Origin of the sequence: Nocardia flavorosea (genome assembly GCF_015477805.1) — a bacterium.
Classification (GTDB): Bacteria; Actinomycetota; Actinomycetes; order Mycobacteriales; family Mycobacteriaceae; genus Nocardia; species Nocardia flavorosea_A.
Map to the genome: position 1 here is coordinate 549,905 of NZ_JADLQL010000001.1, position 21,903 is coordinate 571,807.

General features: G+C 68.2%; 20 protein-coding genes. 5 read left to right on the plus strand and 15 right to left on the minus strand.

What is annotated here, in order from left to right:
* The first annotated feature begins 10 nt into the window (after nucleotides 1-10).
* The 3 genes from IU448_RS02540 to IU448_RS02550 all read left to right on the plus strand — a co-directional run bounded on the left by IU448_RS02540 (nucleotide 11) and on the right by IU448_RS02550 (nucleotide 2,526).
* Nucleotides 11-907: a TIGR03619 family F420-dependent LLM class oxidoreductase gene (locus IU448_RS02540; RefSeq protein ID WP_195053850.1), complete on the plus strand. Its 897-nt coding sequence runs from the start codon at nucleotides 11-13 to the stop codon at nucleotides 905-907.
* Between the two features lie 16 nt (nucleotides 908-923).
* On the plus strand, nucleotides 924-1,424 hold the full coding sequence (locus tag IU448_RS02545; protein WP_195053851.1) for a nuclear transport factor 2 family protein: 501 nt from the start codon (nucleotides 924-926) through the stop codon (nucleotides 1,422-1,424).
* A gap of 400 nt (nucleotides 1,425-1,824) precedes the next feature.
* Nucleotides 1,825-2,526: a hypothetical protein gene (locus IU448_RS02550; protein ID WP_228811998.1), complete on the plus strand. Its 702-nt coding sequence runs from the start codon at nucleotides 1,825-1,827 to the stop codon at nucleotides 2,524-2,526.
* 130 nt (nucleotides 2,527-2,656) lie between these two features.
* Here the strand turns inward: IU448_RS02550 and IU448_RS02555 are convergent, their stop codons facing one another.
* The 5 genes from IU448_RS02555 to IU448_RS02575 all read right to left on the minus strand — a co-directional run bounded on the left by IU448_RS02555 (nucleotide 2,657) and on the right by IU448_RS02575 (nucleotide 8,475).
* Nucleotides 2,657-4,315, minus strand: a complete 1,659-nt coding sequence (locus IU448_RS02555; RefSeq protein WP_195053852.1) for a class I adenylate-forming enzyme family protein — start codon at nucleotides 4,313-4,315, stop codon at nucleotides 2,657-2,659.
* 60 nt (nucleotides 4,316-4,375) lie between these two features.
* Entirely contained in the window at nucleotides 4,376-5,200 is an 825-nt protein-coding gene (locus IU448_RS02560) for an SDR family NAD(P)-dependent oxidoreductase (RefSeq protein ID WP_195053853.1), read from the minus strand.
* Nucleotides 5,201-5,203: 3 nt separating this feature from the next.
* A complete protein-coding gene (locus IU448_RS02565; protein ID WP_195053854.1) occupies nucleotides 5,204-6,352 on the minus strand; it encodes a steroid 3-ketoacyl-CoA thiolase in 1,149 nt (382 codons plus the stop codon).
* Between the two features lie 151 nt (nucleotides 6,353-6,503).
* On the minus strand, nucleotides 6,504-7,259 hold the full coding sequence (locus tag IU448_RS02570; RefSeq protein ID WP_195053855.1) for a class II aldolase/adducin family protein: 756 nt from the start codon (nucleotides 7,257-7,259) through the stop codon (nucleotides 6,504-6,506).
* Between the two features lie 10 nt (nucleotides 7,260-7,269).
* Nucleotides 7,270-8,475, minus strand: coding sequence for an amidohydrolase family protein (locus IU448_RS02575; protein ID WP_195053856.1), 1,206 nt, complete (start codon nucleotides 8,473-8,475; stop codon nucleotides 7,270-7,272).
* A 103-nt stretch (nucleotides 8,476-8,578) separates the two neighbouring features.
* Between IU448_RS02575 and IU448_RS02580 the strand changes: the two genes are divergently transcribed.
* Together IU448_RS02580 and IU448_RS02585 are read left to right on the plus strand one after the other, a co-directional pair.
* Entirely contained in the window at nucleotides 8,579-9,331 is a 753-nt protein-coding gene (locus IU448_RS02580; protein WP_195053857.1) for an IclR family transcriptional regulator, read from the plus strand.
* 443 nt (nucleotides 9,332-9,774) lie between these two features.
* On the plus strand, nucleotides 9,775-11,349 hold the full coding sequence (locus IU448_RS02585; RefSeq protein ID WP_228811999.1) for a serine hydrolase: 1,575 nt from the start codon (nucleotides 9,775-9,777) through the stop codon (nucleotides 11,347-11,349).
* Between the two features lie 81 nt (nucleotides 11,350-11,430).
* Here IU448_RS02585 and IU448_RS02590 read toward each other — a convergent pair whose 3' ends face one another.
* The 10 genes from IU448_RS02590 to IU448_RS02635 all read right to left on the minus strand — a co-directional run bounded on the left by IU448_RS02590 (nucleotide 11,431) and on the right by IU448_RS02635 (nucleotide 21,763).
* Entirely contained in the window at nucleotides 11,431-13,821 is a 2,391-nt protein-coding gene (locus IU448_RS02590) for an ATP-binding cassette domain-containing protein (RefSeq protein ID WP_195053859.1), read from the minus strand.
* 262 nt (nucleotides 13,822-14,083) lie between these two features.
* Entirely contained in the window at nucleotides 14,084-14,494 is a 411-nt protein-coding gene (locus tag IU448_RS02595; RefSeq protein ID WP_195053860.1) for a VOC family protein, read from the minus strand.
* A complete protein-coding gene (locus tag IU448_RS02600; protein WP_228812169.1) occupies nucleotides 14,491-14,880 on the minus strand; it encodes a helix-turn-helix transcriptional regulator in 390 nt (129 codons plus the stop codon). The genes IU448_RS02595 and IU448_RS02600 overlap by 4 nt, the downstream gene beginning before the upstream one ends.
* A gap of 169 nt (nucleotides 14,881-15,049) precedes the next feature.
* Nucleotides 15,050-15,769: a trimeric intracellular cation channel family protein gene (locus IU448_RS02605; RefSeq protein ID WP_324188487.1), complete on the minus strand. Its 720-nt coding sequence runs from the start codon at nucleotides 15,767-15,769 to the stop codon at nucleotides 15,050-15,052.
* An 86-nt stretch (nucleotides 15,770-15,855) separates the two neighbouring features.
* Entirely contained in the window at nucleotides 15,856-16,539 is a 684-nt protein-coding gene (locus tag IU448_RS02610) for a CE1759 family FMN reductase (protein ID WP_195053862.1), read from the minus strand.
* Nucleotides 16,536-17,030 carry a MarR family winged helix-turn-helix transcriptional regulator gene (locus IU448_RS02615; protein ID WP_195053863.1) on the minus strand — a complete coding sequence of 165 codons (495 nt, stop codon included), beginning with the start codon at nucleotides 17,028-17,030 and terminating at the stop codon, nucleotides 16,536-16,538. The genes IU448_RS02610 and IU448_RS02615 overlap by 4 nt, the downstream gene beginning before the upstream one ends.
* Nucleotides 17,031-17,101: 71 nt before the next feature.
* Entirely contained in the window at nucleotides 17,102-18,262 is a 1,161-nt protein-coding gene (locus IU448_RS02620; RefSeq protein ID WP_195053864.1) for an LLM class flavin-dependent oxidoreductase, read from the minus strand.
* 368 nt (nucleotides 18,263-18,630) lie between these two features.
* Entirely contained in the window at nucleotides 18,631-19,716 is a 1,086-nt protein-coding gene (locus tag IU448_RS02625) for a phosphotransferase (protein WP_195053865.1), read from the minus strand.
* Nucleotides 19,713-20,867, minus strand: coding sequence for a TIGR03857 family LLM class F420-dependent oxidoreductase (locus IU448_RS02630; protein WP_195053866.1), 1,155 nt, complete (start codon nucleotides 20,865-20,867; stop codon nucleotides 19,713-19,715). The genes IU448_RS02625 and IU448_RS02630 overlap by 4 nt, the downstream gene beginning before the upstream one ends.
* On the minus strand, nucleotides 20,864-21,763 hold the full coding sequence (locus IU448_RS02635) for an SDR family NAD(P)-dependent oxidoreductase (RefSeq protein WP_195053867.1): 900 nt from the start codon (nucleotides 21,761-21,763) through the stop codon (nucleotides 20,864-20,866). Before IU448_RS02635 ends, IU448_RS02630 begins: the two co-directional genes overlap by 4 nt.
* Nucleotides 21,764-21,903 lie beyond the last annotated feature (140 nt).

Below are 21,903 nucleotides of genomic sequence, written 5' to 3' on the forward strand. Positions count from 1 at the left end.
AAATGGGGCCATGGAAATCGGGCTCAATCTTCTCGGCGCCGAGGCTCTGTTCGGTGGTGACATCAGTTGCGTGCCCGACCTGGCGGCCGAAGCGGATCGCCGCGGTATCGACCTGCTGTCCACCGGCGACCACCTCGGATTCGCGGCCGGCGCGCACGCACAGCGCGTCCGGGACAACAATTTCCCGTTCCCGCTCGACCACCCGTGGTACGAGCCGATCTCGCTGTTGTCGGCCGTGGCCGCCGTCACCGAACGGGCCCAGCTCGGGGTGTCGGTACTGATCGCGACCGTCCGGCCCGCCGTGTTGCTGGCCAAACAGATCGCGACCCTCGACCGTCTCTCCCGTGGACGGGTCACCATGGGTTTCGGTGTGGGCTGGCAGGAGGCCGAATACACCGCGACCGGTATGCCGTTCGACGCCCGGTTCGGCCGGATGGAGGATACCGTGCGCGCGTGCCGGGAACTGTGGACCGGGGCCCCGGCACAGTTCGCGGGACGGGATTTCGCCTTCGACGACTTCCACAGCCTGCCGTTCCCGGTGCAGGATCGGGTGCCGATTCTGTTCGGTCTCGGTCCGAGCCCCCGCAATTTCGACCGGATCGCCCGGGTTGCCGACGGCTGGTCGGTCAACCCCACCGATCTGCCCGGATTCACCGACAGTGTCGCCTTACTGCGGGACAGGTTCACCGCGCACGGCCGCGACCCCGGCACAGCACGTATCCAGGTATCCCTCACGCCGGTGCGGCGTCCGGACGGCAGCGTCGACCTGGACGCCACCGCCCGGGCGGCACAGCAGTTCCGGCGCAACGGGGCCACGGCCGTCGTCTTCCGCCCGACCACGTTCGGCCGGGAAGCCGAGCGGCTACCCGAACTGCTCGACTGGATGGTCGGCGTCGGGCACGAATAACAGAAGGAGAGTCCCGGTGACCGACGCATTACGGGAACTGCTGCACAAACAGGCCATCTACGAGGTGGTGCTGCGTTATTGCCGCGGTATCGACCGGCTCGACTTCGACCTGGTGCGTGCCGCCTACCATCCCGGCGCCATCGACCATCACACCGGATTCGACGGCACGGCCGACGAATTCATCGAATGGGTGCGTCCGAAGCTCCGCAGGCTCGGCGGCACCATGCACCATATCGGCAATCACCTGGTGGAGCTGCACGGCGACCGGGCGATCAGCGAATCGTATTCCACGGCGGCCCATTGGGGCGCCCCCGGCCGGGACGATTTCACCAGCGGTTGCCGCTATATCGACCTGATGGAACTGCGCGACGGCAGGTGGGCCATCGCCGAACGGTGGGCGGTCCGCGAATGGACCCGCTCCGACGCCGGCCGGCTCACCGCCCCCGAGGGGCACGGACCCCGCGGGCGGCGCGACGATTCGGACCCGCTGAACCTGCTCCGGGCGCGAATCGGCTAGGGCCCTCCGATCCGCGCAGTGCCCGGGCAGGTGGTCGAGTCGCTGCTGATATGATCGAAACTCAGTGATCCGCACCCTCGTCCACCGGCCCGCCAGGGCCGGGGAGGCGCAAGATCGCCACTTCCGTCGAAGGGTGTTCTGCTGTGCGTGGAATTTCGAATGTTTCGGCCGGTTCGGGCCAGGGTCCGCTGCATCTCCTCACCGTCGGTAACGGTGGGCGGCGCGAGGGCAGTAGTCCGACAGGGATCGTCGGCCGGGCGCTGGCACGCCGGTTGCTTGCCGGGGCGGCCGGGTCCGGGTGCTCGCCGAACCGGCACAGGCCGGCGGATGGCCGCCGCACTGCGAAATCGTGGAGGGTTCGGTCGCTTCGCCGGCCGATGTCGAATCGGTGTCCTCCGGAGTGAGCACACTGTTCCTGGCCGACGCCGATCCGGCGAGCGCAGCGGAAGTATTGCAAGCAGGAGACATCCCCCGGATCCGGCGGCTGGTACTGCTCTCCTCGCATGGGCCCGAATACGAGGAGAACTATCCTCCGGAGACCTGGTTCTGGCTGGCAATCGAACACGCCGTCCGGAATTCGGGTATCCCGGCGACGATCATCCGCCCCTCGGCGGTGATGGGCGCCATGCTCGCGGGTACCTACCCGGCCACCGGCTTCGGGTGGCGGGAGACGATCGAAACCGCCGGCACCGTGTGGGAGCCCTATGGCGCGGCCGGCTGCTACCCGTTCATCCACGAAGAGGATCTCGCTGCCGTCGCCGCGGCCGGGCTGCTCGGTGACGAATACACCGGGATGGTCCTCGAGGCGGTCGGATTACCGGTGAGCACCGGCGACCGGGTGGCATGCCTGGCTGCTGCCCTCGGCCGCGAGATCGACCTGGTCGCACTGACAGAAGCCGAAGCCCGTCAGCGGTGGCGTACGCAGGGCTGGCCCGACAGCGCTGTCGACGTAACTCTCTACGCGCTACAGGAATACGCGGCACGAACGGCAGAGCTGACGCAGTGGACACTCGACCAGCGTCCGAGCGTGGCGGCGATCATCGGGCGCCCGCCCCGCACTTTCCAGGATTGGGTTGCGGACAACCTCGACGAGTTCCGCTGACCACTGCACGGCATACCCCGTGCGTTCACAGGGTAGTCGGCACTCTTTCGGCCGTTCCCGCACGGCCGGAACCGGGAACGGCTGTCGCGGCGGGCGATTCGCCGCTCGAGCAGCCCCCGGCCGAGCTCCTTCAGCCGCCGGTGCCCGCGTAGGCCCGGACCACCTCGAGTCGTTTCACCTTCCCGGTGGCGTTACGGGGCAGCGGTTCGGTGGTGATTTCCCACCGTGTGGGCACCTTGTAGCGGGCGATCCGCTCGGTGACGAACGCGCTCAGCTCTTCGGCGCCCACCGGATCGGTATCCGCGGTGACCACCACCGCGCACACCTCCTGGCCGAGGTCCGCGTGCGCGACGCCGAGCACCGCGCATTCCCGTACCGCGGGATGCTCGCTCAGCGCGTTCTCGACCTCGATCGGGTAGACGTTCTCCCCGCCGCGCAGGATGAGATCGGATCGGCGGCTGCTCACCCACAGGTAGCCGTCGTTCATCGTGCCCAGATCGCCGGTGCGCATCCAGCCGTCCGCGGCGATCGCGGCGGCGGTGGCCTCCGGGTTGTTCCAGTAGCCGAGCATCACCAGCGGACCGCGCAGGCAGATCTCGCCTTCGGTCCCGTCGGACACCGGTTCACCGTGTTCGTCGCGGATCTGCACATTCATCGTCGGCACCGGGGTTCCGACGGTGTCGGGACGTTCCTGCAGGTCGGCGGCGGTCGCGAAGGTCGCCGCCGTAGAGGATTCGGTGAGGCCGTAGCTGGTTCCCAGCGACCGTCCGGCGACCGGAAGGGCCTCCCGCAGCCGTTTCTTGAACGATGCGGAGGAGGGCGCGCTGTTCACCGAGATCGTGCGCAGCGAGGACAGGTCGTATCCCGACAGGTCGCCGTGTTCCAGGAGACGGTGCAGCATGGTCGGCACCGCACCCCAGTTGGTTACCCGTTCGGTCTCGATGAGCCGCAGTACGCGGTCGATATCGAAGCGGCCGGTGTGGATGACCGCGGTATCGCCGAGCGCGAGCCGGGGGACGGCGAGATTGTGCAGCGCCGCGATATGGAACAGCGGAGTGGCCAGCAGGAACCGTCGCGTGCCCGGGGCGCTGCCCAGTTCGGCGGCGACGGCTTCGTTCAACCGGTAGAAGTCGACCGCGGCGATCATGTTCCGATGGGAATGCACGGCGCCCTTGGGGCGGCCGGTGGTGCCGCTGGTGTAGAGGATGACCGCCGGATCGTCCTCGTCGATCTCGGTGGTGGGCAAGAGTTTTCCCGGCGTGTCCGTGGCCAGTCGCGAAATATCCGATTCGATCGACAGCACCGGCGCCTCGACCGCGCCGAGCAGGTCCCGGCGCGATGCGTCGGCCACGACGAGCGCCGGCGTGCAATGCTGCATACCGTAGGCGATTTCGCGCGCGGACCACATCGAGTTCATTCCCACGGCGATGGCGCCGAGTGAGGTCGTCGCCCAGAACGTGAGAATCCATTCGGCACAGTTGGCGGCGAGGATCGCTACCCGGTCACCCTTGCCTATCCCGTGGGTGGTGCGCAGCGCATGGCTCAGCGATGCCACCCGGTCCAGATGTTCGGCGAAGCTCCACCGGGTGTCACCGCAGATGAGGTATTCGCTGTCGCCGTAGCGGGCCGATTCGAGCAGCAACTCCGGCAGCGTATGCCTGCGATTGCGGAACACCGGCATGGGAATCCCGCGGACCGGCTCGCAAGTGATCTCGAGGGCGGCGCCGGGCGCGGTGAGGCGGGCCGTGACGGCCGCGCGGGGGTCGGGTGTCGTCGAACGATCGGACATGGGCAAGATCCCTTTCCTGGAAACCGCACGCGGGGCGGTGAACGTACTACGGCGGATCGGTCAGCGGACGGTCAACTGGCCCCCGTCGACGTTCCAGGACTGGCCGGTGACCCAGCCGGCCTGTTCGCTGGCGAGAAATACCACCGTCCAGGCGACCTCGCGCGCGTCCCCGACCCGCTGCAGTGGCAGATTGGCTTCGACGTAGCTGCGCCACGCCTCCGCCGGCAGATCGTCGAGCCGGCTGGTCCCGGTCACCCCGGGGCAGATGGCGTTCACGCGGATCCCGGCGGGACCCAGTTCTTTCGCCATCGACGAGGTCAGGGCCTGCACACCGGCCTTGGACGCGGCGTAGGCGGCGGTGTTCGCGCCGCCCAGTTTCCCGGCGATCGACGAGATGTTGACGATACTGCCGCCCGCGCCGTCCGCGCGCGCGACCATGGCGCGGGCGAAGGCGCGGCTCACCAGGAAGGTGCCCCGCAGGTTGACCCGCAGCACCGCATCCCAGGACTCGGTGGGCAGCTCGAGGACCGGAACCCGGTCCCCGGCGCGCGCCGCGGCGGCATTGTTCACGACGATATCGACCCGCCCGTAGTCGTCGGTCACCTTACGTACCAGGGCGTCCACCGCGGGTTCATCGGCGATATCGCAGACCACCGCATCGGCGCGCCGCCCCAGTTCGCGGATCTCGGCCACGACCGAATCGATATCGCGCCAGCCGGCGGCACGTTCCTCGCCGGTGTAGCGATCCGGAGTGCGCCCGGTGCCCGTGACGACGACATCGCAACCGGCGCGGGCCAGCGCCAGCGCTGTCTCCCGGCCGATGGACCGCATCCGGCCGGCTCCGGTGACCACCGCCACCTTGCCCTCGAACCCGGTGAGCTGCATCGTTCAGACCCTTTCGATGATGGCACCGGAAACCATCGCTCCGCCGGCGCAGACGGCGACGAGCGCGTGCTCGCCGTCGCGGCGTTCGAGTTCGTCGATTGCCGCACCGACCAGCCGGACCCCTGAGGACCCCACCGGATGTCCCAGCGCGATCGCCCCGCCGTTGACGTTCAGCCGGTCCTCGTCGATACCGTGGGTGCGGGCCGCGGACAGGGCGACCGCCGCGAACGCCTCGTTGACCTCGAATATGTCGATATCGGCGAGCGACATCCCGGTGCGGTCCAGCAGATGCTCGATCGCCAGGACCGGGCCGTCGAGCAGGTAGGGCACCTCACTGCCGAGCAGGCACTGCCGGACGATGCGGGCGCGGGGCCGCAACCCGAGCGAACGCGCGAGGTCCTCGTCCATGAGAACGGCGGCCGCCGCACCGTCGGAGATCTGCGAGGCCGTCCCGGCGGTGTGCAGGCCGTCTTCCAGCACGGGCGCGAGGGCGGCCAATGCCGCCAGGGAGGTGTCCCGCAGTCCCTGGTCGCGGGAGACGGTGCCGGGCGCGGCGCCGTCGCGACCCGGTACCTCGACGGGAATGATCTGCCGGTCGAATCGGCCCTCCTGCCACGCCGTCGCGGCGCGCTGCTGCGAACGCAAACCGAATTCGTCGAGGTCGGCGCGGGTGAAACCGCGGCGGCGCGCGATACGGTCGGCGCCGACGAACTGGGTGGGCAGATCCAGCGACCAGTCGGCGGGCCGGGGGCGGCCGACATTGTCGGGGATATTCGACAGCAGCGGTACCCGCGACATCGCCTCGACTCCGCAGGCCATCCCCGCGTCGATCACCCCGGCGGCGATCTGGGCCGCCACGATGTTCACCGACTGCTGACCGGAGCCGCATTGTGCGTCGATCGTGGTGGCGCCGGTGCGTTCCGGTAGCCCGGAGTGCAGCCATGCCGTCCGGGTGATGTTCGACGACTGTTCACCGGCTTGGGTGACGCAACCGCCGACCACCTGTTCGATCAGTGCGGGGTCCAGCCCCAGCCGGTCGAGTATGCCTTTCTGTACCGCCCCGAGCAGTTCGGCGGCGTGCAGTTCGGACAGCCAGCCGCCGCGGCGGCCGATCGGTGAGCGCGCGGCGTCGACGATGACCGGATTGCCCATATGAGTCCTCCTTGACCGAAATACGAAGGTGCTGCCCTCTCGATCGATAAGGACTGCTGAAACAGCATTCTATCCAACCAAGCACTTGTTTGGTAACTGGTTCTCGAATGTTTCCGCCGATCGGAAAGAGACGGGCCGGAAGCTCGGCTGATCAGCCACCCAGCGACCGGATCTGCCGTTCCAGTTCCGGATCGTCGCGCAACTCGGCCCGGACCGCCGCCTCCCAGAATCCGTGAAACCCGTTCCCGTCGCCGCGGCGTTGCCGATCGAGCCACCAATCGGGCAACGCGGACTTCTCCGGCCCACCCGCGACCCGCACCATCCACGCATTCCTGGCCCGCTGCTCCAGCGCCACCGCCCGCAGATACACCGCCCGCGCCGTACTACCGATGACGAGCACACCGTGACCGCCGAGCAGGGCCAGATCGGCATCGCCCACCGCGGCGATCGCCGCGGTGGCGGCCTGCGCACTGTTCACCGCACCGGCGTACTCGTCGACCAGCACCAGCTCCCCGCCGCCGAGACTCGAACTCTGATCGTAGGCCGGCGGCACCTCCGCCAGATCGCTCCAGATAGTCCCGAACTCGGGATGGTTGTGCACCACGAACTGCACATCCGGGCGCGCGCGGTGCAGGGCGAGATGCAGCGGGATACCCAGCGGCACCGGCCACTCCCCTTCGAGCAGGGTCCCGTCCAGGTCGATGCGGAGCACATCGCCGGGCCCGAACTCCGGCCAGGTCAGCAGCCACGGATTGCACAGCAGTGTGCCGTCACCCATATTGCGGGTGATATGACCCGCCAGATGGTCGCGATACCCCGCGCGCCACAGGGCCCGCGCCAGCAGCACGATCTCCTCGGCGGGAGCCAGGTCCGGCAGGAGCCGGTCGGCGGTCGGCCGGAAACCCATCCGATCCTCCTCAATCCCGCGGCAGCACGGTATCGGGCAGCGGATGACGGTAGAGCCGCGCCGCGTTCTCGCTGCACATCTTGCGGAGTTCGGGTGCAGGGATACCGGCCCAGTACCGTTCGATCACGTCCTGCGTATGCGGCCAGGTGCCGTCACCGTGCGGATAGTCGGTTTCGAGCATGATGTGATCGACGCCGATCACCTCGCGCAAGGCGATCGTGGACGGATCGTCGAGGGTGCAGAACCAGAAGTTGCGGCGCAGGATATCCGCCGGGCGTTCGTCCCAGCCCAGGCCGTACCCGGAGCGGTCGATGATGTTGTCCAGCCGGTCGATCAGCATCGGCACCCAGCCGATACCGCCTTCGCTCATCGCGATTTTCAGGGTCGGGTTGTCCTTCGGGTATCCCGACCACAGCCATTCGCTGCACGCCCCGAGCGACAACTGGCCGAACATCGTGGCGCCGAGTTGGAGTCCGGGCGCGCCCTGCGGGTAGGCGTACATTCCCGAACTGCCCACGTGCAACGAGATTACGGTGTCGGTCTCGACGCAGGCCCGGATGATCGGATCCCAATAGTCGCGCTCCCACAGCGACGGCAGCCCGATCGCGTGCGGACGTTCGGGAAGTGTGACCGAGGTGAATCCGCGAGCCGCGTTGCGCTCGATCTCGGCGACGGCCTCGACCGGATCGCCCAGATAGGTGATACCACCAGGAATCACGCGGGACGGATACGCCAGATACCACTCGTTGTAGATCCAGTCGTTCCAGGCCCGCACCGCGGCCTTGCCGACCTCGCGATCGGCGGCGAAGGCGAACACCCGGCCGCAGAAGCCGGTGATCTGGGACGGAAAATTGAGCATCGCCCAGATTCCGCCGAGATCCATATCCCGCACCCGGGCATGGATGTCGTAGCAGCCGGGGCGCATCTGCTCGAACCGGAACGGTTCGTACTTCACCGATTCCGAACGCCGTCCGGCCACCGCGTTCATCCCGACCTGCGAGTAGGTCTTGCCCTCGAACTCCCAGACCTGTGCACCGTCCGCGGTCTCGCGGATCCGTGGACCGCGATCGCGCAGGGCGGCCGGCATCCAGGTCTCGAAGAGATGGGGTGGTTCGACCACATGGTCGTCCACCGAGATCACGGTGTAGCGGACGGCCGCCGGTTCGGGTTCCGGGTCGAACAATTCGGGGTCGAGTGCCTGCTGCGGTGCTGCCACGGGTTCTCCTCCACACAGCGGGTGCGCCACGGGGACGGCCCACACCTTGAATCTAGTATCGCTATGCGATACCTTGGTATCTCCTGTTGATACCAAGGTAGGGGTGATCCATATTCCGGTCAAGACGTTGAGCGGCCTGCTGCGCGGCCTACACGTCGTCGAAGCGATTGCCGCGGCCCAGCCGGTCGGACTGACCGAGTTGTGCCGGGCCCTCGGCGAAGACAAGAGCGCCATGCAGCGCGTCCTCGCGACTCTCCACGAAGCCGGCTGGATCCGGCCGCTTCCCGAGTCCCCGCCGCGATGGGAACTCTCGGCGAAAATCGTCACGATGGCGGGACAGGCCCACAGCACCTCCTCGCTACTCGTCCGCGCCCGTCCCGTGCTGGCCGCCCTGCGCGATACGACCGGCGAAACCAGCCACCTCGCACTCCTCGACGGCGGGCAACTCGTGGTCGCGACCGTCGCGGACGGCACCCACACAGTGCGCACCGCCCTGCCGATCGGCCAGGTCCATCCGCCGGAAACCAGCGCCGCCGGGCGCGCGATCTTCGCGCACCTGCCCCCCACCGAACGCGCCGAACGCGCCGAAACGGCCGAAGCGCTGCTGTCCGCAGCGGAATACGACCGGATCCGGACGCGCGGCTGGTCGCTGTGCGAAGGCGCGGTCCAGCACGGTTCGACCAGTATCGGCGCGGCGATCTTCGATATCACCGGCGCACCCCAGGCGGCGATCGTGGTGAGCGCACCCGATACCCGGCTCACGCCCGGCGAATACGCACACGTGGGAGCTCTCGTCCGCGCTGCCGCACGCCGGTTGAGCGGCACAACTCCCGAAGCAACAGACGCGGCCCCGTAGCGGCGCGGCTCCGCTCCATCGTGTCGCGGCGCGGGCCGGGTCCGACTCACCCGCCCTGGGCCGGGCCCGGTGCAGGCTCTGGCCTGGTGGCCGTTTCGCGTGGGCTTTCACCACCGCGCCGAAGGGCGACACCAGCCCATCGTGCCGTGGCGGCGGGTCGGTCCGCCGGGCCGTCCCGGGGTCGGATATCGGCCGGGACGCCACCCAATTCCACGCTTCGACCACCGGGAACGCCGGAACCGCACCCCGGTGGCCGAGCAAGCCGTGGACTCACGGGAGCGGCCCATTTCACTGCTCAGTGCCGCGGGCGGGCCTGCCGGGTCACGATCGAACCAGGCCATGCGGGCCGCGCTGTCCGGCGGTGAACACCGGCAGCGATAGGCTCGGACAGCTGGGCTAGTGTCGGCGACAACCTCCCGGAGGCAGCTGTGCACAGACGTCGGTTGACCATTCTCGGGGCCGCGGTGACGATCGTCGCCGCGGCGGGCACCGGGTGCGGGATCGAGGAACCGGTGCCCGGTGCCACGACCACCACGAGCGCGACCGTCGCGCAGCCCGCCCGCGCACCCGGGATCGTCATCCCCGACGGGAGGGTGGAACATATCGTCGACCGGGTGGACCAGCGCGCGCAGGAATTGCTGCGCGAAACCGGTATCCCGGGCATGGCTGTCGCCATCGTCGCCGACGGAAAGGTCGTGTATCAGGAAGGGTTCGGGATCCGCGAGGTCGGCACCGAACAGCAGGTGGAACCCGATACCGTGTTCCAGCTCGCCTCGGTATCGAAACCGATCGGAGCGACCGTGGTGGCCCGCGAAGTCGCCGCCGGGCCACTCGAATGGGATACACCGCTGCGGCAGCTCGCGCCGTGGTTCACGCTGAACGATCCCTATATCGGCGATCACGCGACCGTCGGTGACCTGTACGCACACCGGTCCGGGCTGCCCGACCACGCCGGAGACAAGCTGGAAGACCTCGGATTCGACCGGGCACAGGTGCTGCAACGGTTACCGCTGCTCCCGCTGGAACCGTTCCGGGCCGCCTACGAGTACACGAATTTCGGGTTGACAGCGGCGGCCACCGCGGTCGCCGAGGCCGCGCACACGGACTGGGCCGACCTGTCGGAACGCGCGATCTACGAGCCGCTGGGCATGACGGCCACCAGCTCCCGCTACGCCGATTTCGCGGCCGCCGCGAACCGCGCGGTGGGGCACACCCGCGTGGGCGAGGACTACCGGCGCACCGAACCGCCGCGCCGGCCGGACGCGCAATCGCCGGCGGGCGGCGCCAGCTCATCGGTGGTGGATATGGCGCGCTGGATGACAATGGTCTTGGGGAACGGATCCTACGAAGGCCGGGAGGTGGTGGCCCCGGACGCGCTACTGCCCGCGGTATCACCGCAGATCGTCTCGGCGCCGCCGGCGACACCGGATGCGCGGGCCGGTTCGTACGGGTACGGATTCAATGTCGGCACCTCGGCGGCCGGCCGGGTGGTGCTGAGCCATTCCGGGGCTTTCAACGCGGGCGCGGCGACGGCGTTCACGTTGATCCCGTCGGCGAATGTGGGGATCGTGACGCTGACGAATGCCGCGCCGATCGGGGTACCGGAGACGTTGAACGCCGAATTCGCCGATCTCGTGCAGTTCGGTGAGGTGCGCGAGGACTGGTGGGGGCTGTACCAGGAAGCGTTCGCGGAAATCGAGGGCCCCACCGGTGAGCTGGTGGGTGAGCGACCACCGCCGAATCCCGCGCCGGCCGGGCCACCGGCCGAATATGCGGGGATATACGGTAACGATTATTTCGGCCCCGCGCAGGTCGTCGCGGACGGTGACCGGTTACTGCTGACCCTGGGCCCGGGAAAGGTGACCGTACCGCTGCGGCACTGGGACGGCGATACTTTCGTCTTCACCCCCACCGGCGAAGCCGCGAACCCGGGAACGATATCGCAGGCACGGTTCGACGACGACCGCCTGTGGCTGGAGTTCTACGACTCCGAAGGCTTCGGCACTTTCACCCGCTGACCGAGCAGGCCGGGCAACCCGGTCACCGGCCAGCGGGTCGCGCCGGCCGGTGACCGGGTGGTCTCGCTATCTCCTGCTCGGTCAGCTGCCGACGTAGGCTGCCAGATGTTCACCGGTGAGAGTGGACCGTGCGGCGACCAGATCGGCGGGGGTGCCCTCGAAAACGATCCGGCCGCCGTCGTGCCCGGCGCCGGGACCGAGGTCGATGATCCAGTCGGCGTGCGCCATCACCGCCTGGTGGTGTTCGATGACGAGCACCGATTTACCCGAGTCCACGAGCCGGTCCAGCAGGCCGAGCAGGTTCTCGACATCGGCGAGGTGCAGACCGGTGGTCGGTTCGTCCAGGACGTAGATTCCGCCCTTCTCACCCATCCGGGTCGCCAGCTTCAGCCGCTGCCGTTCACCGCCGGACAGCGTGGTGAGCGGTTGCCCGACCTTGATATAGCCCAGGCCGACGTCCACCAGGCGCTCGAGGATCTTGTGGGCCGCGGGGATACGGGCGGCACCGCCGCCGAAGAACTCCTCGGCTTCGGCGACCGACATCTCGAAAACCTCCGCGATATTGCGACCGCCGAAGGTGTATTCCAGAACCTGCGCCTGGAATCGCCGGCCTTCGCATTCCTCGCACGGCGATTCGACCGTGGCCATGACCCCGAGATCGGTGTAGATGACCCCGGCGCCGTTGCAGGCCGGACAGGCGCCTTCGGAGTTCGAGCTGAACAGGGCCGGTTTCACCCCGTTGGCTTTCGCGAAGGCTTTGCGGATCGGATCGAGCAGGCCGGTGTAGGTGGCCGGATTGCTGCGCCGCGACCCCTTGATGGGGGTTTGGTCCACCATGGCGACATCGTCGTGGCGGGCCACCGCGCAATCGATCAGCGAGCTCTTGCCGGACCCGGCGACACCGGTGAGAACGACCAGCACGCCGAGCGGGATATCGACGTCGACGTTCTTCAGGTTGTGCGTATCGGCGCCGCGGACCTCGAGCGCACCACTCGAGGTGCGGACCGACGGTTTGAGCGCGGCGCGGTCGTCGAGGTGGCGGCCGGTGATGGTGTCGCTGCCGCGCAGGCCCTCGATGGAGCCCTCGAACATGACCTGCCCGCCCTCGGTACCGGCGCGGGGCCCGAGATCGATGATGTGATCGGCGATGGCCATCACTTCGGGTTTGTGCTCCACGACGAGCACGGTGTTGCCCTTGTCGCGCAGCTGCAGCAGCAGTTCGTTCATCCGCTGGATATCGTGCGGGTGCAGGCCGATGGTGGGTTCGTCGAACACGTAGGTGACATCGGTGAGCGAGGACCCGAGATGCCGGATCATCTTCGTCCGTTGCGCTTCACCGCCGGACAGGGTGCCCGCGGGGCGTTCCAGCGACAGGTAGCCGAGCCCGATCTCGACGAACGAGTCGAGGGTCTGCCCGAGCGCGGTGAGCAGCGGCGCCACCGACGGTTCGTTCAGCTCGCGTACCCAGGCGGCGAGATCGCTGATCTGCATCGCGCAGGCGTCGGCGATGCTGATGCCTGCGATCTTCGACGACCGGGCCTCGGCGCTGAGCCGGGTCCCGGCACAGTCGGGACAGGTGTCGAAGGTGATCGCCTTGTCGACGAACGCGCGGATATGCGGCTGCATCGCTTCCCGGTCCTTGGACAGGAAGGATTTCTGGATTCGCGGAATCAGGCCCTCATAGGTGACGTTGACACCCTCGACCTTGACCTTCGTGGGCTCTTTGTACAGCAGATCGTTGAGCTGTTTCTTGGTGAACTTCTTGATCGGCTTGTCCGGGTCGAAGAATCCGCACCCGCGGAAGATCCGGCCGTACCAGCCGTCCATGCTGTAACCGGGGATGGTGAGGGCGCCCTCGTTCAGCGACAAGTTCTCGTCGTAGAGGGCGGTGAGGTCGAAATCGGAGACCGAGCCGCGGCCCTCGCAACGTGGGCACATACCACCGGTGATACTGAAGCTGCGGCGCTCGCGCACGGTCTGCCCGCCCTTCTCCACGGTGACCGCGCCGGCGCCGCTGATCGAGGCGACATTGAAGGAGAACGCCTGCGGTGAGCCGATATGCGGGGTGCCGAGCCGGCTGAACAGGATCCGCAGCATGGCGTTGGCGTCGGTGGCGGTACCGACGGTGGAGCGGGGATCGGAACCCATGCGCTCCTGGTCGACGATGATGGCGGTGGTGAGCCCATCGAGGACGTCGACATCGGGGCGGGCCTGATTGGGCATGAAACCCTGGATGAACGCGCTGTAGGTCTCGTTGATCAGCCGCTGCGATTCGGCGGCGATGGTGCTGAAGACCAGTGAGCTCTTCCCCGACCCGGAGACACCGGTGAACACGGTCAACCGGCGCTTCGGGATTTCGACACTGACATCTTTGAGGTTGTTCTCCCGCGCGCCGTACACGCGGATCAGATCGTGGGTGTCGGCGAGATGCGGCTCGGATATCTGTCTGCCGGTCTTCGTGGCCATACTCATCTGCTCTCCTGGTCTCCCTCGGTTTTTCGGGCCGCCCGCGCGACCCCGCCGCCGTCGTCCGGTCGATCAAACCAGAACGAGGCGTCAGATTCCGTTGCACCGGACCGCGATTTCGGGCCGCTTCCCCGGGGGGTCCGGAAACGGCCCGGCGTACCCGTGAGACGGGCCGCCGGACCGTCGTGCGTCCGGCGGCTATCCGCTCGGGTATCGAATAGTTCACGGCCGGCGCTACCACGCGGTGTGGACGCCTGCTCCGGGTCGCTCAGCCGGCCTGCTGGATGCGGATCATGTTCCCGGCGGGATCGCGGACAGCGCAGTCGCGGATACCGTACGGCTGATCGGTGGGTTCCTGGACGATTTCGACATCACCGGCCTGGAGCCGGTCGAAGGTGGCGTCGAGATCCGCGGCGGCGAGGTTGATCCCGGCGTAGGTGCCTTTGGCCATCATCTCGCCGATGACGCGGCGTTCGTCGTCGGTGATCCCGGGATCCACGGCCGGCGGGGTGAGCACGATGGAGATGCCGGGCTGATCGGCGGGGCCCACGGTGAGCCACCGCAGCCCTTCGTAGCCGACGTCCTTGCGCACCTCGAAGCCGAGGAGATCCCGGTAGAAGGCCAGCGCCGCATCCGGGTCGTCGTGCGGGAGATAGCTGGAGTGGATGGTGAGGTTCATGACGAAGACGCTAGCCGCGCCGCGGTGACCGGTGCTTCTCGATTCCTGATCGGTCTCGTCACCTGTCTGGCGACACAGCTCGGCATCCCCGCCGCTTCGGCGGACTCCTGCTGCCGGTAGACGCTCGGCGGAACTCCGACCAGTTCGGTGAAGCGGGTGCTGAACGTGCCCAGTGAGGAGCAGCCCACCGCGAAGCAGATCTCGGTGACGGTCATATCGCCGCGGCGCAGCAGCGCCTTGGCCCGTTCGATCCGCCGGGTCATCAGATAGCCGTAGGGCGATTCACCGTAGGCGAGGCGGAATTGCCGGCTGAGGTGGCCGGCCGACATATTCACGCCGCGGGCGAGTGCGGCGACGTCGAGCGGTTGTGCGAACTCGCGGTCCATCCGGTCACGGACCCGCCGCAGCAGGGCGAGATCGCGCAACCGCGGATCGGCGGCGGGTTTGCTGGTCACGCGAGAAATCGTGCCACAGCCGGCGCCGGTTGCCCAGCCTCGGCCGGCCGGTTCCGTCAGCCCGGTGGCGGAGCGGACAGCCACGCGAGGGCCGCGACGGTCAATCCTCCCCGTCGGCGCGGCGCACGCGCCGACGGCGGCGTGGCGGCCGGGCGCCGCGGAAAGCTTGTGCCAAACGGGTGTGTGGCTGCCAATCCAACCCGTTGGGCAGGCCCCAGCCGAATCGGACGGCGGCCAGTCGCAGCACGAGAGAACAGGTGATTCCCAGGACGATACCCAGCGCGGGTGCGCCGAGATAGGTGCAGACGACCATCGTGCCGGCGACGACGGCGGCAACGGTCGCGTAGAGGCCGTTACCGCCGAATACGGCCGGCACCCGGCGCAACAGCACATCGCGAGTGGCGCCGCCGCCCACGGCGGTGGTGATACCGAGCAGCACCGCGGGCAGCCAGCCGAGTCCGGCGGCCAGTGTCTTCTGCGCGCCGGTGACCGCCCAGAAACCGATAACGGCGGCATCGAGAGCGGTGAACAGCCTGTCCCACGCGGGTTCGCTGAGATGGATGACGAAGGAAATCAGCGTGCCCAGCACCGCGGTGGGCAGATAGGCGTAGTCGGTGAGCGCGACCGGTGGGCCCTGTTGCAGCAGGGTATCGCGGATGATGCCGCCGCCGAGCCCGGAGACGATACCGACGACGAGAAACCCGAAGAGATCGAGTCCCTCGCTACGGGAGACCGCGCCGCCCAGCATCGCGCACGCCAGCACACCTGCCAGATCCAGATACCGGGTGACCTGGTCGATGGTGTCGATGGGTGCGGCCACGGCAGCAAACTAACACGTGCGGCCGCGCCCGCCCCGCCGCCGGGAAGTCGGCCCTCCACCAGTCGGCCCGGGCCGGTGCGCTGAGGTCATCCCGCTCCGCCGGTCGCCAGGCGCATGAGATCGGTATCGAGATCGATACCCACTTCGCTGCCGCCCGCACTGCCGAAGGAGTGCTGGTAGCTGTCCCAGGATTCGGCCTTCACCCGATGCGCGAATTCGCTTTCCATGAGCAGCACCAGTTCCAGCGCGGCCCGGTCGATCCGTTTGTTCAGGTCGGTGTCGTTCCAGTCCTCGGCGGCGGCGAACAGCGAGGTGGGCACGGTCATGGTGCGCAGGAAGGCGAACAGCGCACGCATCTGCTCGTCCACGACCAGAGCATGCCGGGATGTGCCCGCGGTCGCCGCGAGGATCACCGGTTTGGCGATGAGCAGGTCATTGTCGAGGACATGGAAGAAGGAGGTGAGCAGACCGCTCGGGGCGGCCTTGTAGACGGGGGCCGCCACGACCAGTCCGTCGGCGGCGGCCAGGCTATCTATCGCCGCCGTCATTTTCGGGCCCGTCAACTGTGAGACCAGGGCGGTGGTGATCTCGGTGGCCAGCTCCCGCAGGTCGATCACGGTAACGGTCACCCGCGCATCGCGGCGGGCGGCCACGGCGCCGACGCGGGCGGCGATCCGGTCGGCGAGCATCCGGGTCGAAGACGGGTTGCTGGTGCCGCCACTGACCACGACCAGCCGATACGGGTCGCGGGCCTGTCCGTTCGATTTCATGACTGTCTCCTGTTCGCGGTGTCGGCGAGTTTCCCGCAGATCTCTTCGAGGGCGTGCAGTTCGTCGTCGGTGAGGGCGCCTGTCAGCACCCGGGCGACGCCGACCGCGTGCCGGCCCCCCACCCGGCGTTGCCTGGTCCGGCCCGCGTCGGTGAGCGAGAGCCGCACCCCGCGGCCGTCGTGCGGGTCCCGGGTGCGCTGCACGAAACCGCGTTCGACGAGCCGGTCCACCATCCGGGAAAGCGCCGGCTGGGTGAGCAGCACATGCCGGTTCAGTTCGGCGGGCCGGATCGGCTCCGGGCATTTCGACAGCGTGTAGAGGACGTCGTATTCGCGCATGGTCAGCCCGTGCCACACGTCCTCGGCGGCGAACTGTTTCATCAGCGCGGCATGCGCGGTGAGCAAGGACTCCCACGCGTCGTTGGCGAGCCGGCTGCTGGTCCGGGACACGTCCGCACGCTCCGCTGCCTCCTCCGGGCCTGACCCGCTCATGCTGTGTCCATCGGGCACGAGCGGGGGCCCTACGTGGTCACGCTCCGCTGCCTCCTCCGGGCCTGACCCGCTCATGCCGGGGCATCCAGGTACGGGCTGGCGCCCGCGAGGTTGTCGCCCTGGTTTGCACCCGGCCGGGCCTGCCGGGGCGGGGTGTCGCCGTATTCGGCGGTGACCCGTGCCCGGTGCGTCGGGGCGGGGGCCGATTCGGGGTCGCGGCGCGATTCCAATTCCTTGCGCAGCACCGGAACAACTTCCGCGCCGAGCAGGTCGAGCTGGTTCAGCACCGTTTTCAGCGGTAGGCCGGCGTGGTCCATCAACCAGAGCTGGCGCTGGTAGTCGCCGAAGGTGTCGTGGAAGGTGAGGGTTTTGTCGATGATCTCCTGCGGGCTGCCCACCGACAGCGGGGTCATCTCGGCGAAATCCTCCAGGGAGGGGCCGTGACCGTAGACGGGCGCCTCGTTGAAGTAGGGCCGGAATTCGTTCCACGCGTCCTGGGATTTCTTCGCGATATAGGCCTGTCCACCGAGACCGACGATCGCCTGCTTCTTGGTGCCGTGGCCGTAGTGCTCGAATCGCTGCCGGTAGAACTCGATGAGCTGCAGCGAATGCGCGGTCGGCCAGAAAATGTGGTTGGCGAAGAATCCGTTGCCGTAGTAGGCGGCCTGTTCGGCGATCTCCGGGGTGCGGATGGAACCGTGCCAGACGAACGGCGGCACACCGTCGAGGGGCCGCGGGGTCGCGGTGAAACCCTGAAGCGGGGTCCGGTACTTGCCTTCCCAGTCCACCACGTCTTCGCGCCACAGCCGGTGCAGCAGATTGTAGTTCTCCAGAGCCAGCGGCAGACCGGCCCGGATGTCCTTGCCGAACCAGGGGTAGACGGGTCCGGTGTTACCGCGTCCGAGCATGAGGTCCATGCGCCCCCCGGACAGATGCTGCAGCATCGCGTAGTCCTCGGCGATCTTCACCGGGTCGTTGGTGGTGATCAGCGTGGTCGCCGTGGTGACGATCAGACGCTCGGTGAGGGCGGCGATATGGGCCAGCAGCGTCGTCGGCGAGGACGAGAAGAACGGTGGATTGTGATGCTCGCCGATGGCGAAGACATCGAGACCCACTTCCTCTGCTTTCTTCGCGATCTGCACGATCGCGTCGATTCGTTCGGCCTCGCTGGGGGTCACGCCGGTGACGGGGTCACGCGTGATATCGCTGACCGAAAAGATTCCGAACTGCATTGATGTCACTCCCGACGTAGGTTCTATGCATTTGCATCTACCTCAACCCAGGGGCCGGCGGGGTTATTCCAGCGCGTACCGGGCACACGACCCTACTCACGGCAGGGCAACGCGCAGAGTGCGCTCCGCCGTCCCGCATCTGGGTGCCGGACCGGACGGGCCGGCGAACGTCGACATCGCCCCGCGCCATCGTCCACAGAGTCACCGGCGCGAGCACCGCCGGTTCGAAAATCAGAACGCGAAGCATGCCGAACATCTGGAGAATGTCCAGATCAGTATCCTCGCCGTCCGCCGGCAGCTGGACGATCCCGCCACCGAACGGCAGCAGGATCGCAAGGAACACTGTCAGTGTCGCCGAGCCCTCGGCACTACCGATGATCCGACGTTGCGCCGGTGCCGGAGTGAGCGGTGCGCACCGGTGCCGGGTGCGCGGTGAGCGAGTCCAGTTCGCGGATCGCGGCGCAGCTACGGCGGATCATGGTGGCGAACATGGCGTCGCCCCGTTCGGTCGGGGCGCCGTAGGCTGCGCCGAATACCGCGACCAGCGGACCCTGCAGGGTCGCGAATCGATAGTCCTGGCGGCAATCGTCGAGCGAATAGCCGGTCACTCCGAGTTCGAGCAGCCGCCGATGATAGGTGGCGATGAGATCGTCTTCTTCGGCTCGCCGGATTTCGGGATCGAGACCGGTGGTGACGAAGTAGGCGAGGTCGCGGGCCGGCAGCCCGAGGTTGACGGTCTGCCAGTCGACCGCGGTCACCACCGCCGGCTCACCCGTGCCGAACAGCAGGTTGTCCAGGCGGTAGTCGCCGTGGACCAGGCCGAACCGTTCGGGCCGGGCAAGCAGCCAGTCGGCGATGACCGCACCGCAGGCGCGCACGGTATCGCAGTCTTCGGGTGTGAGGCGATCACCGAGGCGGCCGAAGAAGAGATCGGTGGTGGGACCGTACAGCTCGCCGAGCGTCTCGGCTTCCGCGGGCCCGTTGCGGCTGAACCCCGGAACGTCCAGCAGGGTTTGGTCGCACCAGCGCGGCGCGTGCAGGCCGGCGAGGTTCGCGACAGCACAGTGGGCGTGTGTCACCGGACATCCCGCGATCTGGTCGCCCTGGCGGGCGGGTGCGAGGTCTTCGAGCAGCAGCACGAATTCGCTGCCGTCGCCCCGTATGCCGGCGTAGTAGCAGTGCGGTGTGCGGACCGCCACCGTAGCGGCGATCTCGGTGTAGAACCGGACCTCCTGCCGGTAGGCGCCGGCGAGCATCGCCCGGGTCCCCGGGTCCGCGGCCGGAAGTTTGGCCAGTAGCTGCTCTGGAACAGAGTCTCCGGTGAGCCGCAGCCGGTACACCGACCCGATCTGGCCGGTGCCGACCGCTTCGGCGACAACGCCGTCGACGTGGCCGCGGAGCGCCGTGCCGAGCCATTCGGGCGTGAGTTCGGCGACGGTGGTGGGGATCGTCATCGGTCACTTCTCCGGGGATCGGTTCGCCCGGCAGCTCCCCCGTTCCGGCGGTGTTCCCGCCACGCGGCGAGCACCGGGGCCAGTTCGGACGGGGTGTTGCCGTGCAGGATCACGCCGTCGGCGCCGGCCCGGAACTGGTCGGCGATCCGGTCGGCGCAGTCCGCGGCGGTGCCGGTAGCCGAGGCCGCGAGCCACTCGGCCGGGAGCAGTTCCTCGATCGCGGCGAGGGTTTCCGGGTCGGCGACCGCGTCCAGCGCCCCGCCTGCCCCGGTGACCAGCGGGTGAGCGCGGAAACCGTCGAGTACTCGCTGATCCCAGCCGTTGACCCGGACGAGGATCTCGCCGTAGCCCTGCAGGTAGGTACCGAGACGGCCGGCGAGTTTACGCAGCCGGGCGGATTCTCCCTGGGATTCGTCCACGACGGCCAGAACGGACCAGATCCGGACAGCGGCGGGGTCGCGACCGGCGGCTTCGGCGGCAGTACGGATGGTGTGCACCGCGTGGGCGGTGGTCTCGTCGGTGAAGAAGGTGTGCAGAACGACGGAATCGGCGATCTCCCCGGCGAGCCGGAGTGTGGCAGGACCGATCGCGGTGAGGGTGACCGGGATGTTCTCCTCGTAGGCGGGGTCCAGCTGTAGCAGTGGATAGCGCCCGGCGGGTCCGTCGTGGCCGAGAACGGTTTCGCCGCGCCAGAGGCGACGATAGATATCGACGGCGTCGCGGATCTGCGCAGAGGTGATGCGGGGTAGGCCGATCGCGTCGAACAGGGCGTCGAAACCGCGGCCCAGGCCGAGGCTGTAGCGGCCGCGGGTCAGGCGGTGCAGGGTGACCGCGCCGGCGGCGGTGACCAGTGGGTGGCGGGTGTTGTGGTTGGTGGCGGCGGTGCAGATCCGCAAGCCGGTGGTGACCGCGCCCGCGGCGGCGGCGAGGGTGAATGCTTCCTTGGTGTTGAAACGTTCCGACAGGAAAAGGGTGCCCAGGCTCAGCTCTTCGGCGGCACGGGCTTCTTCGAGCAGGGCGTGCGGGTCGGTGGCGGGCCCGGCGAGCCCGTAGCAGCCGAGTTCGGGGAATTCGGCTGAGCGGTTTTCCTCCGGGGCGACCGCGGGCGCCTCGCGGTCGCGGTCGGCCGCATCCGGTCCTGGGTCGTTCATGCCCGACCGGCCCGGTCGCGGCTGCCGGCGATCATGTGGTGCAGCTCTTCGGTGGTCCACGGCGGGGTGTCGTTGTGGTCGCGGAAGCCGAGAATGCTGGGAGTGGGCCGGTCGTATCGGCCGAGGAACCCGCCGGCGGCTACGAAGATCTGCCCGGTGATATCGCGGGCTTGCGCGCCGGCCAGGTACAGGTAGAGCTGGGCGGCATATTCGGCGGGTGGGGCGTCGAGGGCGGCGTCCTTGCTCATTTCGTCGAGCATGCCCCGGCGATACAGCTCCATGATCTTGGCCTCGTAGGCGAACCCGCTGGAAAGTCGCGTTTTCGCCCCGGGGCAGACGACATTGGCGCGGACCTCGTGTTCGGCGAGTTCGGCCGCAATGGCGAGAGTGAGGCTGTTGACGGCACCTTTGCCGGCCGCGTAACCGGTGCCGCCGTAATCGCCGAGATAGGCGAACGAGCTGGTGTTGATGATGCTGCCGCGGCGTTGCGCCACCATTTTCGGGGCGGCGGCGCGGCAGGTGTTGAAGGTGGTGGTGAGGTGGGAGTCGAGCAGGGCGCGCCAGTCGCGGGTGGTGACGTTCAGGATCGAGGATTCGGCGGGCTCGGCGATTCCGGCGCAGTTGACCAGGACGTCGATGGTGCCGAACGTGCGCACGCAGGTGTCGACGAGTTCGGTCGCGACGGATTCCTCGGCAGCACTGCCCGCGACGCCGACCGCGCGCTGCCCGCCGAGGGCGAGCGAGCCGACGGTGCGTTCGACCGCCGCTTCGTCCCGGCCGTTCACCACCACGCCGGCACCGTGCCGGGCCAGGGCGTGGGCGACGGCGTGACCGATACCGCTGGTGGCGCCGACGACCACGGCGCCGCGGCCCCACAGGGTTTGCTGACCGCTCATGGACCTGCTTTCGTTTCCCGGGCCGGCGACAAGCTACGGCCGAACACTTATCCGTACAGGTGTCCGAGCAGTATGCCACCCTACTGTCGCGCAAGTCCGCGAATCACCGCCGCCGATTAGGCGCAACGCGTACGCGTTGC